Below are 16,127 nucleotides of genomic sequence, written 5' to 3'. Positions count from 1 at the left end.
AGAGGCAAAGTTTAGCTAAAATCGTTTTTCTCTGCTCTATATCTCCTGACTTTCGGACATCCGACCCCGGACTTTATCCATTTTACTAATCATTAAGCACATTAAGAATTTATCTTCCGTGTTTTCCGGGCCTCTGTGGCTGTTTACTAAAACGCAAAGTTTGGCTAAAATCGTCTTTCTATGCTTTATATCTCCCGACTTTCGGACATCCGACCCCGGACTTAATCCATTTTACTAACCATTAAGAAATTAAGGACATTAAGAATTATCTTCCGTGTTTTCTGAGCCTCCGTGGCTGTTTACTAAGAGGCAAAGTTTTGCTAAAATCGTTTTTCTCTGCTCTATATCTCCGGACTCTCGGACATCCGACCCCGGACTTTATCCATTTTACTAACCATTAAGAACATTAAGAATTTATCTTCCATGTTTCCAAGTTTCCATGGCTTTTTACTAAACCGCAAAGTTTTGCTAAAATCGTTTTCCTCTGCACTATATCTCCGGACTTTCGAACATCTGACCCCCCGGACTTAATCCATTTTACTAACCATTAAGAAATTAAGAACATTAAGAATTTATCTTCCGTGTTTTGCAGGCCTCCTTGGCCGTTCACCAAGACGTAAAGTTTTGCTAAAATCGTTTTCCTTGCTCTATAACTCCGGACTTTCGGACATCTGACCCCAGACTTTATCCATTTTACTAACCATTAAGAAATTAAGCACATTAAGAATTTATCTTCCGTGTTTTGCAGGCCTCCTTGGCTGTTCACTAAGACGCAAAGTTTGGCTAAAATCGTTTTCCTCTGCTCTATATCTCCGGACTTTTGGACATCTGACCCCGGACTTTATTGATCATTTAAAATTGAATCTGGTGATTTTACTCCCCATTATCCCTATTACATTTTCCGTCACCCATCTCTAAAACAGCTTCAACTGCTCATTACCCGGTGGCTTTTCTTTACCGAAAACTGTTCTTCCGCCATATTTCCAGCTTTCGGCCCGTTCTTTTTGGATAACCTTTTCAAAATCCATATTAGGTACAAAATCTTTTTCCGCATTGCGGGCAATTTGATGTAATGATTTTATTGCCTGTTGTTTATCTGAGTTGCCTATTTTTGCCTTTTCTACCGCATTTCTTAAAACCTTTATCGTTTCATCGTACACATTTACTGGTACCGGAAATGGGTGTCCGTCTTTTCCGCCATTGGCGAAAGAGTAGCGGGCAGGGTCAGAAAATCGTGAAGGTGTACCGTAAATCACTTCACTTACCAAAGCCATTGATTGTAACGTTCTCGGCCCCATACCTTCCAGCAATAACAATTCTTCAAAATCACCCGGTTTCTTTTCCTGTGCAAGCCATAGAATACTGCCCAGGCGTTTTAAATCTATATCTTTCGATTTTACCTCATGATGATTGGGCAACACCAGATTTTGTATTTCACCCAGCATACGCGCCGGCGATTCGGCTGTGATGCTCATCATGCTTTGCCGGGTTTTGTCTGCATCATTTGAGGTTAGGTTTAAAATTTTACCCTGATTAATGCCACAAATGCCCGTATGTGGTTCTTCCACAAACGATTTTAAATTTTCAGAATGCCAGTGATACCTTCTTGCTGTCGAGCTGCTATCGCTCATGCCTTGCTGTACTACCGCCCAGTCTCCATCGCTGCTTAGAATAAAACTATGAAGATATAACTGAAAACCATCCTGAATAGCCGTATTATCTACCTTAGCGCTCAGTTTACTTGCACGCACCAGTTCGGTACCATTTAAACCTGTTTTATCTGCTATTCTTAACAGTTCATTTGGCGTTTCCCTGCTGTGTTTTCCTTTTCCTCCACAAATGTAAATGCCCAGTTCTTTTGATAAGGGGTTGATGGATTTCTTTAAAGCGCCCATTACAGATGTGGTAATACCTGATGAATGCCAGTCCATACCCATTACGGCTCCTAAACTTTGAAACCAAAACGGGCTGCTTAAGCGGCGGATTACCTCAGCTTTTCCATATTCTGCAATAATAGCTTCTGTAATGGCCAGGCCAAGTGTAGCCATGCGTTTAGCCAGCCAAGGTGGTACATGGCCATAATGTAGGGGTAAATCTGCGTTTCCTGATCTTTTCAATACTAACAAATTTAGTAAAATGAATTTAATAAAACTAATTTTGAATGGGGAAACTAATGAAAGCTATAAAGAATCTTTTTAAAAAATTAATAGTATAAAGCTATACGAGCTTATATTTTCTTAATTGCTTTATATGGTTTAAGTTATAAAAAGGTGATTAACAATTATTAACCGTATAGGATATATGAGATTCGTTTAAGCGCTCAGATATTAGCAATTTGCTATGGTTTTAAGATTCGTGATTAAGTTAGCAATGACGCAATAAAAAACGATTAGCAATATTTTTTGTTAATTTATAAACGTTATTAATCGTAATAATTCATTTTTATACATGCGGAAATTCTTACAACGCTTACTCAGTGCCTGGATCATTCGCATGTCGAATAAATTTGGCTCGAGACCCGACCGTAAACGTATTCACGACGCCTTAAGCAAACTTTACAAAACCATTAATCAGGAACCTGGCAAACGCGGTTTGATTTTTGAAATTACCGATGCAGATAAATTTATCGTTTTATCCGACCAGCATAAAGGTGCCCGTAATTATGCTGATGATTTCACACTGGCGGAAAAAAATTACCTGAAAGCGCTCGAATATTACAATCAGGATGATTTTCACTATATCAACTTGGGTGATAGTGAAGAACTGTGGGAAAATCTGCTTGAATCGGTAATTAAGCATAATAAGAATACTTTCGAGGCTGAAAAAGCTTTTATCGCTCAAAACCGCTTCACTAAAATATTCGGAAACCACGATTTGTATTGGGACAACGATCCTTTGGCTGGCTTTAACCTCAACAGGATTTACGGGAAGAAAATCCCAATTTATGAAGGCGCTATCCTTAGAATAAAAACAGGAGCGGGCCAGCTTGATATTTTCCTCACTCACGGACATCAGGGTGATTTGCAGAGCGATGGAAACTGGTTTAGCAAATGGTTTGTGAGCACAATCTGGGCACCTCTACAAGCCTATCTCCAAATTAATCCAAATACACCTGCTTACGATAATCAACTTAAAACCGTGCATAATGCCATGATGTACAGTTGGGTAGCTGAACAGGAAAATATGGCTTTAATTACCGGGCATACACACCAGCCGGTTTTCGCCTCTTTAACACATCTGGAAAGAATTTATGTGAAGTTAAAACAAGCGAAAAAAACCAAAAATAAAGATGAGCTTGCATTTTTAAATGAAGAACTGCACAAAAGGATTAAAGAAGAAGATAAGCCGCCGCGACTTGGCAAATACAAACCCTGGTATTTTAACAGTGGCTGCTGTTGTTTTAGTGATGGCGATATTACCGGAATTGAGATCGAAAATGGTTTTATCCGTTTGATTAAATGGTCGTACCATAAAAATGCAGTACCAGAAAGGGTACTGCTTGAAGAAATGAAATTAAGCGAATTATTCGAATCTATTTAATGGGCAGCGAAACAAAAAAAGTTGTCCCTAAGTCTTTTCCTTCACTTTCTACCTGCAATTTTCCTTTATGGATTTCTACCAGGGCATTTGCCGTGATCAAACCTAATCCATAAACATTTTCACACCCGGTAGCTACTGCGCTCAATCGCGGGAATTTCAGGAAAATTTTATCCAGATCTTCAGTTGTTAAACCCACACCATGGTCTTTTATGGCAATTGTAATTTCATTTTCGGCTATTTGATGTGATATGATGATTTCTTCTTCCTTAGGCGAAAATTTAATGGCATTATTAATCAGTTCGTTAAAAAGAATCTTAAGCTTATCAGGATCTCCAAATATTTTTAGTGGATTTTCAATATGGATAGAAATATTCTGAGCTTTTCGTTTTATACTTAAATCTAAATCGAGTTTTACATTTTCAAGTACTTCTTTCAGGTCAACCTCCGTTTTCTTAGGCTTAAAAGAGTTGGCTTCTTTACGTGCAGTACTTAATATCCCGTTCAGGTTATCGATCATCCTTTTAGATTGTGCGTTGATTTTTCCCGCAATTACTGATGCCCTTTCATCAACGCCAGGGATTCTTCCCAGAAGTTCAGATTGTAATGAAATGGTAGTCATGGGGTTTTTAAGGTCGTGAATCAGTACATGCAAACGGTCATCATAAGCCCTGAATGTTTTCCTGATTGCAATTCTCGATTCAAGTTTTTCAACAACCATGGCAGCCATTAAATTAAGCATATTGAGCTGCTTTTCCATTGCCTTTTCAGGCGCATCTCCGGCTACGTAAATCTGGCCGATATCAAATCCATCAGGCGTTCTAATCGGCGCGCTGGCAAAAAAAACAAATTGATCGGTCAGCGGTAAACCGATTTGCGATTTAACAAATACCTGATCATCTGCCTGAAAACTGATACCTGCATTAGAAACCTCAAAAATTGCTGCTGCCAGCTGCGTTAGCTGATCAAAAGCACTTTCGGCCGGTGTATCCAGGATATCATAATAGCTCAATTTTGCTAAACGCAAAGTTTCATTAGACTGAGGGTTGTTTTCTGCTTGATCGATCTGCATTAAGGCCTTTTTAATAGGATAAGAATGAAAAACTAAAGGTAAAGATTATGATAATAATGTAAACAATTAAGTCGTAAATTCCGTTAATATATTTTGCAGTAAACAGTGCGGAAAAACGTAAAATTACTACCAAAACAGCTTAAACGATGAGATTATACATAGAGCGTAAACCGGTTAAGGTTAATCCGGATACGAAAAGAGTTATTGCCCGTTTTTTTTTCAACGGAGAGGAGAGAGCATTAGAAGTAATTAGAAAGGTTTTAGAGTTTTCAGACGAGAAGGTGTTCTCGCTGATTTCGCCTATTTTGCAGGAGTATTCTAAAAGGCACCGGAACATCACCAAGATTTTAACCCGTCATTGCAAAAAGTTAAAAAAACAATTTATTGCATTGGGTACCGAATTTGAAGATATAGATGAATATACCAGATTACTTATTGGTGCCTATTTTACACACGAGTATTCAATAGAATCGGCAGCATTTTTTAACCCGAGCATTGTTGATGATCCTGATCAGACCGACCTGGTGGAAGGCGAAAAACGGGTAATCATCAGTTTCAGGGCTGTAGGTGAGGGGCACATTTCTTCAATTGTTTTCCGCCGTGCTTTGATCGATAAAAACAATAATATCCAGGTTTTACCTGTAGGGAATTATGTTGATGAGGCGGAGGTAGTAAAAAATGCCATCTATGTTAAAAAACTTTTCCTCAAAAAGGCAGCTTATGCGCAGATAGATCCTTCGGTGCTGGAAGAAATAGAAGCAAAACTGGACGATAAATTTGAATATACCAGTTTGAGCAATATTATTAAAGATTCGAAAAGTTTGTACAAGGAAAATCCAACACGTTTGATCGAATACGATAAAGTTCTTTGGCTGTCGGATACTTACCATACCATCAGTTTTTCAAAAGATACCGATATTTCGGACCGGGTGATTTTTCCGATTTCTGAATTTGAACGTAAAGGGATTGAAGATGCCCGTTTTGTGAAATTTATTAAGGACGACGGTAAGACCTTGTATTATGCAACTTATACTGCTTTTGATGGCTCTTTAATTATCCCGAAACTGGTACAAACTGAAGATTTTTACGAATTTAAGGTAATTCCGCTTTATGGAGATGGTGCGCAGAACAAAAATCTGGCTTTATTTCCGCGTAAAATTAAAGGTAAATATGTAATGATGAGCAGGATAGATGGCTGGAATAATTACCTGATGTTTTCGGATAAGGTGAATGTGTGGGAAAATCCAGTCCTTTTAAAACAACCGCGTTACGATTGGGAACTGGTACAGATTGGTAACTGTGGTTCGCCTATTGAAACGGATAAAGGCTGGATTGTAATTACCCACGGCGTTGGCCCGATGCGACGGTATTGCATTGGTGTAAGTTTGCTGGATCTGGATGACCCGAGTATAGAGATCGGTCATTTAAAAGAGCCTTTAATCATCCCGAATAACGATGAACGTGAAGGTTATGTGCCCAATGTAGTTTATTCCTGCGGGTCGATCATTAGCAATGGTGAACTGATTATTCCTTATGGATTATCAGATTACAGTTCTTCGTTTGCAACGGTAAATCTAGAGTTGCTATTGAATAAATTGCTGGAGAATAACGAGAAATAAATCATGATAATTTCTTGTTTCAGCGAGAGCAATGAATTTAAGTATATTTAAACCTCGCAGGTTTTATAAAATATTTCCAAGGTCTGTGTCCTCACAGACCTTTTTTGTTATAATCAAAATTTCAGTCTTTTCCATAGTGTGTCTTCACACACCATCTTTATTATAATCAAAATTTCGTTCTGTGAGGATTCAGCCCGAGGACAAGGGTATTAATCTATTTCCATGGTCTGTGTCCTCACAGACCATTTTTTATTACAATCAAAATTTCAGTCTTTTCCATAGTGTGTCTTCACAAACCATCTTTATTATAATCAAAATTTCGTTCTGTGAGGACACAGTCCGAGGACAAGGGTATTAATCTATTTCCAAGGTCTGTGTCCTCGCAGACCTTTTTTGTTATAATCAAAATTTCAGTCTTTTCCATAGTGTTTGTCTTCACAAACCATCTTTATTGTAATCAAAATTTCGTTCTGTGAGGACATAGCCCGAGGACAAGGGGTATTAATCTATTTCCAAGGTCTGTGTCCTCACAGACCATTTTGTTAGTCTTAGAGAGACCGATATAGTATAATCTAATATCCTAAGAACACGTAACCCAGGTTAAATAAACCTGATAGAACGGAAAGCCCGGAGCGAAGTAATGAGTGAGGACTTGCAGTGATAGCAGGACTGTTGTAACCGAAGCGTACCGAACCCTGATTTTCAAAATTATAACGACTATTTAATGAAACGAAGTAATGCATTTTCTCACTTTAACCATCCAACTTCAACTCTAAAGTTTTTATTTATTAAAAAAGGCTGATTCATTTCTGAACCAGCCTTTTATATTTCCAAGACAATTTGGTATTAATTGTATTTATCTGCTTCTACCAGGGGGGAAGACAGTGTTTCATACTCAGCTTCTGCGGCTTTCAGGATAGCCAGATGTGATATAAAATAAGCCAGCGTACTTTCAGCCCCCTGATTTCTGTTTACACTGTTAAACTGTAAGCCATCGGCACAACCATGTGTTTCAAAATCGTATAATGGAATGTGCAGGCTGTTTTTACCTAAAAACCACTGATAACTTGTATGCATTAAATTGAGGTATTGATCATCCTTAGTAATCTCGAAAGCTTTGGCGTAAAGTAAAACCATAGCCATGGTTTCTAAAGCCTGCTGATCGTAAACTGGATTTTTACCGTGTTTTTTCATCCAGCCTGCGTTTCCAACCGGATTAAGGTATCCGTTTTCGAAAGAGAAACTATTTAAGAATGCAATGCTTTCCATCGCAATTTTATATGATGCTGCATTTCCGGTAACCTCATAATGGTGAAGCAAGGCTAAAGGCAATATCGCGTTATCATAAGTTAGAATATCTTCAAACCAATGCCAGTCGCCATCTTTGTGCGCTTTATAAGACGCTACAAGTGAGCTGGCCAGCAGGTTAATTTCTTTAATAATCATTTCATCGCCGGGATGTGCACACAGGTAATAAGCCAGACCAATAATGGTGTTTGCTTTACCTCTGATGTATTTCAGGTTTTTAAAATGCGGAATAGAATGTGAAAATAATTCCCTTCCAAATTCTCGGTAAGAGTTATTTGGAGCACTGGACACCAAATATCCAAGAGACCAAATGGTGCGCCCGAAAGAATCTTCAGAACCTACTTCGTCCAAGTAATTACGGTTAAAACTTAAAAAATTCCTGAAGTTTCCGTTATCTGTTTGCATGTACTGGATAAAACTCAGGTACACAGGCATAAATTTTAATGCTTTTGGGTTTTCGCCCTGCTCTGTAGCCATTAATGCCATAATCAAAGCCCTTGCATTATCATCTATACAATATCCTTCCTTTAAATTCGGAATGCCGAATCTTGCATGTTGTATAATGCCGGTATCATCGGTCAATAAAGAAATATGGTTCAGGTTTAAGGCCGGCATACTTTCTACATCGATAATAGGAGGAGTAATTCTTTCTGCTTTTTTTCCAGCGGTTACCGCTTCATTTAATACATTAAGATACACCGTACCAATGGCAGGCCAGCGCAGGTTTAAACCATATTCATAAGCATTTTGCTTAAGTTTTTGGTATTTATCCTGATCGCTTAAAAGTTCGTTTACAATGTTTGCCAGTTGCGCATCGTTTTTAAAATCGAACAGTTTTCCCCTGTTATCGGCCAAAAGCTCTTGTGCATGCCAGTAAGGTGTAGAAACTACTGCTGCACCGGCGCCAATGGCGTAAGATAAAGTACCACTGGTAATTTGCGCTTCATTTAAATAAGGCGTAATGTATAAAGTACAAGCGGTTAAATATTGGTGAAGTTCGTTTTCGGAAACAAATTTGTTTACAAAAGCAATGTTATTTTCTACGCCTAACTCTTTGGCCAATGCCTTTAAGCTGTCGCGGTATTCTTCGCCATTATGTTTAACCACACCAGGATGGGTATTGCCCAGAATCACATATAAAACGTCAGGGTGCTGGGCTACAATTTCGGGCAAAGCCTTAATTACAGTTTCCAATCCTTTATTTCTGCTGATCAATCCAAACGTAAACAGCACTTTACGACCTTTAAACAATTCGCTCTGTGCAATTTCGTTATTTGGTACCGGTTCTAAATCGGGTACACCGTGTTCTATTAGTTTAATCGATGTTTTTGGGATCTGATAAATGCTGGTTAAAAACATTACCGCTTTTTTGCTCATTACCACAATATTGGACGATTTTAAGGCAATCTCCTTAATAATGGTTTGCTGCATAAAACTCGGCTCTTTTAAAACCGTATGCAAAATGGTGATAAATGGCTTTTTTAACCTGTTGATTAACGATAACAGAAATACACCACTGTTACCGCCATAAATACCAAATTCATGCTCGATAATGCAGCTGTCTACATCACTGTTATTAATAAAATTAGCAGCTTCGATATAATCCTGCTGGTTTTGCTGACGGATGACGAATTTTACTTCATCAGGGTACTGATGTTCATTTACATCATCAGACTCATTTAATGCAACAACAAAACTGTTTTGTGGATTATAGGCAGGATTTAAACTTAATGCATTAACCAGGTTTTGGTTAAAAGTAGCCAAACCACATTCGCGTGGAGGGTAGGTAGATATATAGGCTATTTTCATATTTCAAATAGGGTTGATACTTAAATAACATCGTATAATCTAAATAGTTTGTGCTTTCCTCAATTTATGCTTAATAAAAGCCAAAACAATCTCATTTAGGCTGTTGTTAGTAGGTAAACAATAACTACGATGAGATCAATATGGAAAGGTTCTATCGGGTTCGGTTTGGTAAACATCCCAATCAAGCTGTTTTCAGGTGTACAAAACAGTAACCTCGATTTAGACATGCTCGACGAACGCGATCATGCAAAAATTAAATTTTTAAGGGTAAATGAAAACACCCACAAGGAAGTACCTTACGAGAAAATAGTGAAAGGCTATTTTTTAAAGGACAAATATATTGTACTGGACAAACATGATTTTGAAGAAGCAGCTCCGGAAAAAACAAAAATTATTGAGCTCGAAAACTTTGTGGATCTGAAAGAAATTAATCCGGTTTATTACGAAACTTCTTATTATACCGAACCAGAGAAACAGGGTAAAAAAGCTTATGGTTTATTGTTAAAGGCTTTAGAAAAATCGGGGAAAGCCGGCATTGCAAGGTTTGTACTCCGAAATACCGAAAACCTTTGTGTAATTCATCCGATGGAAAACGTAATTGTGATTACCAAAATCAGGTTTGAACAGGAAATCAGAAGTTTATCAGAAATCAATAAAGTAGATGATATTACGATTACCAAAAAAGAGATGGATGTTGGTTTAGCCCTAATTAAACAATACAGCTCAAAATTCGACCTGAGTGCCTTTAAAGATGATTACAGCACCGAATTGTTAAAAATTATTAGGGCAAAAGCGAAAGGTAAGCGGGCTACAGTTAAAAAGATGAAACCTCAGAAAGCAACAAGTGATGACCTTTACGATCAGTTAATGCAGAGTTTAGGCTCAAAGAAAGGCGCTTAACAGTTAAAAGCAATTTTACCATATATAAAAGAAGGGCACAGATATAAAAAATCTGTGCCCTTTTGTTGTTTAAATTAAAATCTTACTTAAAAGCAGCTTTTAACTGGTCTGCAGCATAAGCTTGTGCAGCTTTAGCTTCCGGCACCAAAATAGCCATTCCAAAAAATTCATGAGTTACCCCTTCATAATTTTTGCTGTCAACTTTTACGCCGGCAGCTTTCAGTTTATCAGCCAGCATTACACCGTCGTCATGTAAAGGATCAATTTCTGCCGTAATAATGGTTGTTGGCGGTAAACCTTTTAAGTTGGCATTAACCAATGAAATTTTTGGGTTTTGCGCCTCAATCATTGTAGTTAAATATTTTTCTGTAAACCAGCCCATCATTGCTTTATTTAATGGTTTTGCTTTTTCGTACATTTTATACGATTCAGTATTCATATCAGATTGTGCAATCGGGTACACCAGAACTTCGTGTACAGGAATCATAATGTGTTTATCGCGTGCCATTATCGATACATTCGCTGCTAAATTGCCACCGGCACTTTCACCTACAACAGCAATTTTAGCTGGGTCGGCTTTTAAACTCACCGCATTTTTTACTGCCCACTCGTAAGCTGCAAATGCATCATTATGTGCTGTCGGGAATTTGTTTTCAGGTGCCAGGCGATAAGCTACCGAAACTACAACAGCGCCAACCTGTTCGGCCAGGCCTTGTGCAGAGGCATTATATACGTCTAAATTGGCGATTACAAAGCCACCTCCGTGGTAATAAACGATTAATGGATACGGGCCTTTTCCTTCTTTAGGCGTGTAAACACGCAAGTGGATCTTTCCGCCGCTCACATCAATATCTTTACCCATGGTATCAACCTTTGGTGTAGGGATGGTAATGTTGTTTTGTTTTACCAGGTCCATTACCGCATCTGTTGGCGTATGGTTTTTACGGGCATCGGTAGCACTTAAAGTTTCAATTGGTTTATCACCATAACTGGCCAATTTTTCAATCACGGTTTGCATTTCCGGCCTTATGGTTTTACCCCATTCAGGTGCCGGTCCTGCAGGTTTTAAGCCTGCCGCTGCGGTAGAATCAATTATGGTCGAATCTGTTGTAGTTGTTGTTTTTGTGTTGCTCGTACACGCCGCTAGCGAAACTGCCATGCCGCATATTACTGCACTAAGTTTTAATGTGTGGGTTTTCATAGGTTATTTTTTATGTTTTATTTGAATATGTTTCTATAACAGTATCAATCAAATAAGTGTTTTTACGGCCTTACAACTTTTTAGAATTTAACCAAATAGCAAACATCTTTGCGAATTATCGTGTTCTTATTAGAAAATATAAATATGCTAACGGAAATAACAGGACTGCCAGATCATATTTTTGGCGTAAGGGCAACTGGAGAAGTAACCAGCGACGATATAAAAGATGTACTCATCACCGGACTTAAAAGAACGGCACAGCGTTTTAAAGAAATCAGGTATCTGCTTGTTTTAGAAACCGATGTAAAAAACTTTACTGCCGGCGCCTGGATACAGGACGCCAAAGCCGGCATTGAAAATTTTACCAAATGGAAAAAGATTGCCGTAGTAAGCGCCGAAAAAGGTGTGGAGTGGTTTACCGATATTTTTACGGTAGCTACGCCAGGAAAATCGAAAGGCTTTAAGCCCGAGGAACTGGAAGAAGCTAAAGCCTGGTTAAATACTGAAGAATAATATTATAAAAAAATAAACGATGAAAAATACTAAAACTGCCGAGGAAAGTAGCAAGGCTACTGCACCGAAAAATACTAAAGCCAAAGGTGCTGATGATAAAGTAACATCAGCTAAAGATGCCAAAAAAGTAAATGTAACCAAAGATGCTCCCGTAAAAAACAAGAAACCCTAAGAAAATAAATTCCCTTTTTTATGAAGATTGATGCCGGTAATATTGATCATTTTTATGATAAAGCCTATGATTGGATAATTGATAAAGGACCTTCTGTAATTTTAGGCATAGCCATACTTATTTTGGGCCTATGGTTAATTAAACTATTGGGTAAATGGATGCAGGGCGGTATGCACCGTAAGGATGTAAATCCATCGCTCAGGCCTTTCCTCACCAGTTTAATGCTCATTACGCTAAGAATTTTACTGATCCTTACGGTGATGCAGATTATCGGGATCCAGTTAACTTTCTTAACCGTATTAATTGGCGGTATTGGTGTGGCTGCAGGCTTAGCTTTATCGGGTACATTACAAAATTTTGCGAGCGGGGTATTGATTTTACTTTTAAAACCCTTTGTTGTGGGTGATAACATTATCGCCCAAAGTCAGGAGGGGACAGTAACCTCTATACAGATATTTTATACTATTGTTAAAACATTCGATAACAGAACGGTAGTGATCCCGAATAGCAAACTATCTAACGAGGTAATCATCAACATCAGCAGGGAAGGAAGCAGGCGCCTGGACATTGAAATGAAATTTAGTTATGGCATCGATTACGATCAGGTAGTAGCGATTTTTAATAAAACGGTTGATGAATTTAAAGATTGCTTAAAAACTCCTGAAAGAAGGATTGGTGTATCGTCACTTGAAGACAGCGGTTTTAAAATCAGTTTAAATCTTTGGGTAAATGCACATGGCTTTACCGATACTAAGCTTTCATTTCTGGAAGTACTGATGAAAAACCTAAAACTTGGGGGAATGAAATTACCTGGTATGCCAGAATAATGGTCACTTCCTCAATAGGGCATAAATCTTATCCATTAATTCATCGATGTTAAATGGTTTTGCCATAAAATCATCGGCAAGTACATCATCAACAGCATAATTACTTGCGTTGTAACGGGCAGAAATCATTAAAACAGGAATATGTTTTGTAGTAGCAGTATCTTTAAGTTCTTTTAAAAGTTCTCTGCCATCAGCGTCAGGAAGCATTATATCCATGATAATCACATCAGGATTAAGTTCATGTACATGGTTAATAAAGTCTGCTCCTTTATTTAATCCGGCAACGTTGAAAGCTTCGCTTTCTAAAATAAGGGTAATAACATCCAGGATTGCATGGTTATCTTCAATAACCAAAATATTCTTCTTCGCCAAGCTTAGGGTGATTGTTTAAATTTCAAACAAATATATAATAAAAAATAAATCCTAAAACCTAAATAAGTAAATTAGAGACATTCTAAAAACAGGCTTAATATTTGTTAATCCGTTAAATCTAATATTTTTGCAACATCAATACATCATATGACTAAATTTTCTGTAGACTTAACCAACTGTGATAAAGAACCCATTCATATACCTGGTAAAATTCAATCACATGGTTTTCTTATAGCAGTTGATAAGAGCGATTTCTCTATTACATATCTTAGTGAGAATGCAGGAGATTTTTTAAAAGAACAGGCTAAAAACCTTTTGGATAAGCCACTTTCCATTTTAAACGATCTGATTAAACAGCAGGATCCGGAATTCGATTTGGAAGATCTGTTAAAGCTTGGCATAATACGTAAAAGTTTTGATGCCATTAGTCCCCATCCGATTGAAATTAATGGTAATCCTTTTTACTTAATTATTTCTTCATCTGATGGCAATTGGCTGCTTGAATTTGAGCCTGTTACTTTACAATATGATATCCAAAGTTCCATAGGCCGCTCCGCCTCATCCATGCTTCAGGGCAAGAGTGTTTCTGCATTATTGAGCAGTGCAGCACTGGAAGTTAAAAAACTGATCAATTATGATCGGATTATGATTTATAAGTTTCTGGATGATGGGCATGGAGAAGTTGTAGCCGAAGAAAAGGAAGGTAATTTAGAACCATTTTTCGGTTTACATTACCCGGCATCTGATATTCCGAAACAGGCAAGGGAACTTTATAAGCTAAATTTAACCAGATTAATTGCCGACGTAAACACCAGCGACTCTACAATTATAACCTTTAAAGAAGATCAACCACTCGATTTAACCAATGGCGCATTGCGTGCCGTATCACCCATACACATTCAGTATTTAAAAAATATGGGTGTGCATTCGAGCTTTAGTATATCATTAATTTCGCATGGTGAATTATGGGGCTTAATCGCCTGCCATAACTATAGCCCAAAATTTATCGATTACAAAGCCAGGGAAGGTTCTAAATTAATTGGCCAGATCCTTTCTTCAGCATTAGAGTACCGTCAGGAAGAAGAAGACGCTGCAGTAATAAAACAATTTAAAGATACCGCCAGTGTTTTATCTGAGCATTTAAACCGGGATAAATACCTGGTTGAGGCCATTTCCACACATAAAACCAATATTCTGGATGTAACTGAAGCAGCAGGTGTAGCTATTATTTTCGAAAACGAGCTTAAAACCATTGGTACAGTACCATCGGATGATGAAATACGCGAACTTGCAGATTGGCTAAAAAATACGAGTGACGAATCGATTTATTATACCCATCGCTTACCTGAGATTCATTCTCCCGCTAAGAAATACAAATCCATCGCCTCCGGGATTCTTTCCTGCACTTTAAACAAGGAGCTGGGCGAAATGATTATCTGGTTTAAACCCGAAATGATTACCAATGTAAACTGGGCAGGTAATCCCGAAAAACCTGCAACACTATCAGAAAACGGCCTTTTAAACCTATCTCCAAGAAAATCTTTCGAAATCTGGTCGCAGGTGGTGAATAACACTTCCGAAAAGTGGCTTGCCGAAGAAATTGCCTCAGTATTAAGAATCCGTGAAATTATCATCACAGATATCAATAAAAAAGCCAACGAAATTAGGCTGCTTAACGAAAAATTACAGGCTGCATACGAGGAGCTCGATACTTTTAGTTACACCATTTCCCACGATTTAAGAACACCGCTAACCTCTATAAAAACCTATACCGAACTGTTGCTCAAAAATAAAAGCATTGATGAAGTTGGAAGGAAAATGTTAGACAGGATTTTGAACGGAGCAGACAAGATGAATTTTCTGATCAAAGAAATCCTGAATCTGGCCAGGGTAGGGCGTTCTGATGTTATTTTTGAAACAGTTAAGATGGATTCGTTGTTAACTGAAATTAAGAACGAAGTGCTGACGGCTTTTAAAGCAGACAATTCCGAACTGATTTTAGGGCAATTGCCAAATTTAAAAGGCGATAAAACAATGATAGCCCAGGTATTTACAAACCTGATCGGGAATGCGGTAAAATACTCTATGATGGCCGATAAGCCTAAAATAGAGGTTTCCAGTTATATTGATGGCGGAGAAATAATTTACGCTGTTAAGGATAACGGTATAGGAATTGATAACCGATATTACGACAGGGTGTTTGAGCTTTTCAAACGCATGGATAATGTTAAAGATATTGAGGGGACAGGAGTAGGCTTAGCTATTGTAAAAAGGGTTGTGGAAAAACACAACGGAAGGGTTTGGTTTGAAAGTAAGTTAAACGCAGGTTCTACTTTTTACGTAGCTTTTAAAAACAGATAAAATGAAAACGCCAGATATATTTTACGTGGAAGACGATATAGACTATGCATTTTTTATGCAAAGCGCTGTACAGGAAGTAAAAGATACACTTAATTTAACCATTGTTGAGGATGGGGCAGAAGCTTTACAGAAATTACAGGATTTTGCAGATACTAAAACAAAACCGAAACTGATTTTACTGGATTTAAACCTGCCGGGTTTATCTGGCCTTGATCTGTTAAAGTTTATCAGGGATATTCCTTACCTGAAAACGGTTCCCGTAATCTTATTTTCTACATCAGATAATCCGGATGATGTAAGGGCATCGATAGAATTTGGCGCGAACGCTTACCTGACCAAGCCTGATGGATATGAAAACCTGGTGAAGTGTGTGCATTCTGTACACGATTTTTGGTTTAACCAACATTTAAGGCTAAATTAGAATTTATAAAACATT

At 37.9% G+C, this 16,127-nt stretch carries 13 protein-coding genes; 8 read left to right on the top strand and 5 right to left on the bottom strand.

The annotated features are described in order from the left end of the window. Nucleotides 1-914: 914 nt before the first annotated feature. Nucleotides 915-2,117, bottom strand: coding sequence for a DUF763 domain-containing protein (locus tag ABD769_RS23375; protein WP_344853782.1), 1,203 nt, complete (start codon nt 2,115-2,117; stop codon nt 915-917). A gap of 331 nt (nt 2,118-2,448) precedes the next feature. Between ABD769_RS23375 and ABD769_RS23370 the strand changes: the two genes are divergently transcribed. Continuing rightward, nucleotides 2,449-3,540: a metallophosphoesterase gene (locus ABD769_RS23370; protein ID WP_344853781.1), complete on the top strand. Its 1,092-nt coding sequence runs from the start codon at nt 2,449-2,451 to the stop codon at nt 3,538-3,540. On the opposite strand, the gene ABD769_RS23365 is transcribed toward ABD769_RS23370, so the two are convergent. Continuing rightward, nucleotides 3,533-4,609: a sensor histidine kinase gene (locus ABD769_RS23365; RefSeq protein ID WP_344853780.1), complete on the bottom strand. Its 1,077-nt coding sequence runs from the start codon at nt 4,607-4,609 to the stop codon at nt 3,533-3,535. The two genes, ABD769_RS23370 and ABD769_RS23365, sit on opposite strands and share 8 nt — an antisense overlap. Nucleotides 4,610-4,755: 146 nt before the next feature. Between ABD769_RS23365 and ABD769_RS23360 the strand changes: the two genes are divergently transcribed. After that, nucleotides 4,756-6,228: a glycoside hydrolase family 130 protein gene (locus tag ABD769_RS23360; RefSeq protein WP_344853779.1), complete on the top strand. Its 1,473-nt coding sequence runs from the start codon at nt 4,756-4,758 to the stop codon at nt 6,226-6,228. A gap of 846 nt (nt 6,229-7,074) precedes the next feature. Here ABD769_RS23360 and ABD769_RS23355 read toward each other — a convergent pair. Further along, a complete protein-coding gene (locus ABD769_RS23355) occupies nt 7,075-9,345 on the bottom strand; it encodes a glycosyltransferase family 4 protein (protein WP_344853778.1) in 2,271 nt (756 codons plus the stop codon). 129 nt (nt 9,346-9,474) lie between these two features. Between ABD769_RS23355 and ku the strand changes: the two genes are divergently transcribed. Continuing rightward, nucleotides 9,475-10,245: a non-homologous end joining protein Ku gene (gene ku / locus ABD769_RS23350; RefSeq protein WP_344853777.1), complete on the top strand. Its 771-nt coding sequence runs from the start codon at nt 9,475-9,477 to the stop codon at nt 10,243-10,245. 82 nt (nt 10,246-10,327) lie between these two features. Here the strand turns inward: ku and ABD769_RS23345 are convergent, their stop codons facing one another. After that, nucleotides 10,328-11,446 carry an alpha/beta hydrolase gene (locus ABD769_RS23345; RefSeq protein WP_344853776.1) on the bottom strand — a complete coding sequence of 373 codons (1,119 nt, stop codon included), beginning with the start codon at nt 11,444-11,446 and terminating at the stop codon, nt 10,328-10,330. 144 nt (nt 11,447-11,590) lie between these two features. On the opposite strand from ABD769_RS23345, the gene ABD769_RS23340 reads away from it, so the two are divergent. From ABD769_RS23340 to ABD769_RS23330, 3 genes are read left to right on the top strand one after another with little or no spacing between them, the layout of a single operon-like run. Then, nucleotides 11,591-11,959: a SpoIIAA family protein gene (locus ABD769_RS23340; protein ID WP_344853775.1), complete on the top strand. Its 369-nt coding sequence runs from the start codon at nt 11,591-11,593 to the stop codon at nt 11,957-11,959. Nucleotides 11,960-11,978: 19 nt separating this feature from the next. Next, complete coding sequence (locus ABD769_RS23335) at nt 11,979-12,131, top strand: hypothetical protein (RefSeq protein WP_162799987.1); 153 nt, start codon at nt 11,979-11,981, stop codon at nt 12,129-12,131. Between the two features lie 20 nt (nt 12,132-12,151). Beyond that, nucleotides 12,152-12,958, top strand: coding sequence for a mechanosensitive ion channel family protein (locus tag ABD769_RS23330; protein ID WP_344853774.1), 807 nt, complete (start codon nt 12,152-12,154; stop codon nt 12,956-12,958). 3 nt (nt 12,959-12,961) lie between these two features. On the opposite strand, the gene ABD769_RS23325 is transcribed toward ABD769_RS23330, so the two are convergent. Next, nucleotides 12,962-13,330, bottom strand: coding sequence for a response regulator transcription factor (locus tag ABD769_RS23325; RefSeq protein ID WP_344853773.1), 369 nt, complete (start codon nt 13,328-13,330; stop codon nt 12,962-12,964). 147 nt (nt 13,331-13,477) lie between these two features. On the opposite strand from ABD769_RS23325, the gene ABD769_RS23320 reads away from it, so the two are divergent. Both ABD769_RS23320 and ABD769_RS23315 read left to right on the top strand, forming a co-directional pair. Continuing rightward, on the top strand, nt 13,478-15,691 hold the full coding sequence (locus ABD769_RS23320; RefSeq protein WP_344853772.1) for an ATP-binding protein: 2,214 nt from the start codon (nt 13,478-13,480) through the stop codon (nt 15,689-15,691). Between the two features lies 1 nt (nt 15,692). Continuing rightward, nucleotides 15,693-16,112 (top strand): response regulator, encoded by a 420-nt coding sequence (locus tag ABD769_RS23315; RefSeq protein ID WP_344853771.1) that lies wholly within the window; start codon nt 15,693-15,695, stop codon nt 16,110-16,112. Nucleotides 16,113-16,127 lie beyond the last annotated feature (15 nt).

The organism is Pedobacter jeongneungensis (assembly GCF_039538295.1).
In the GTDB taxonomy this organism is placed as follows: domain Bacteria; phylum Bacteroidota; class Bacteroidia; order Sphingobacteriales; family Sphingobacteriaceae; genus Pedobacter; species Pedobacter jeongneungensis.
Note: the sequence above shows the minus strand (reverse complement) of the source record. Positions and strands in the feature narration are given on the sequence as shown.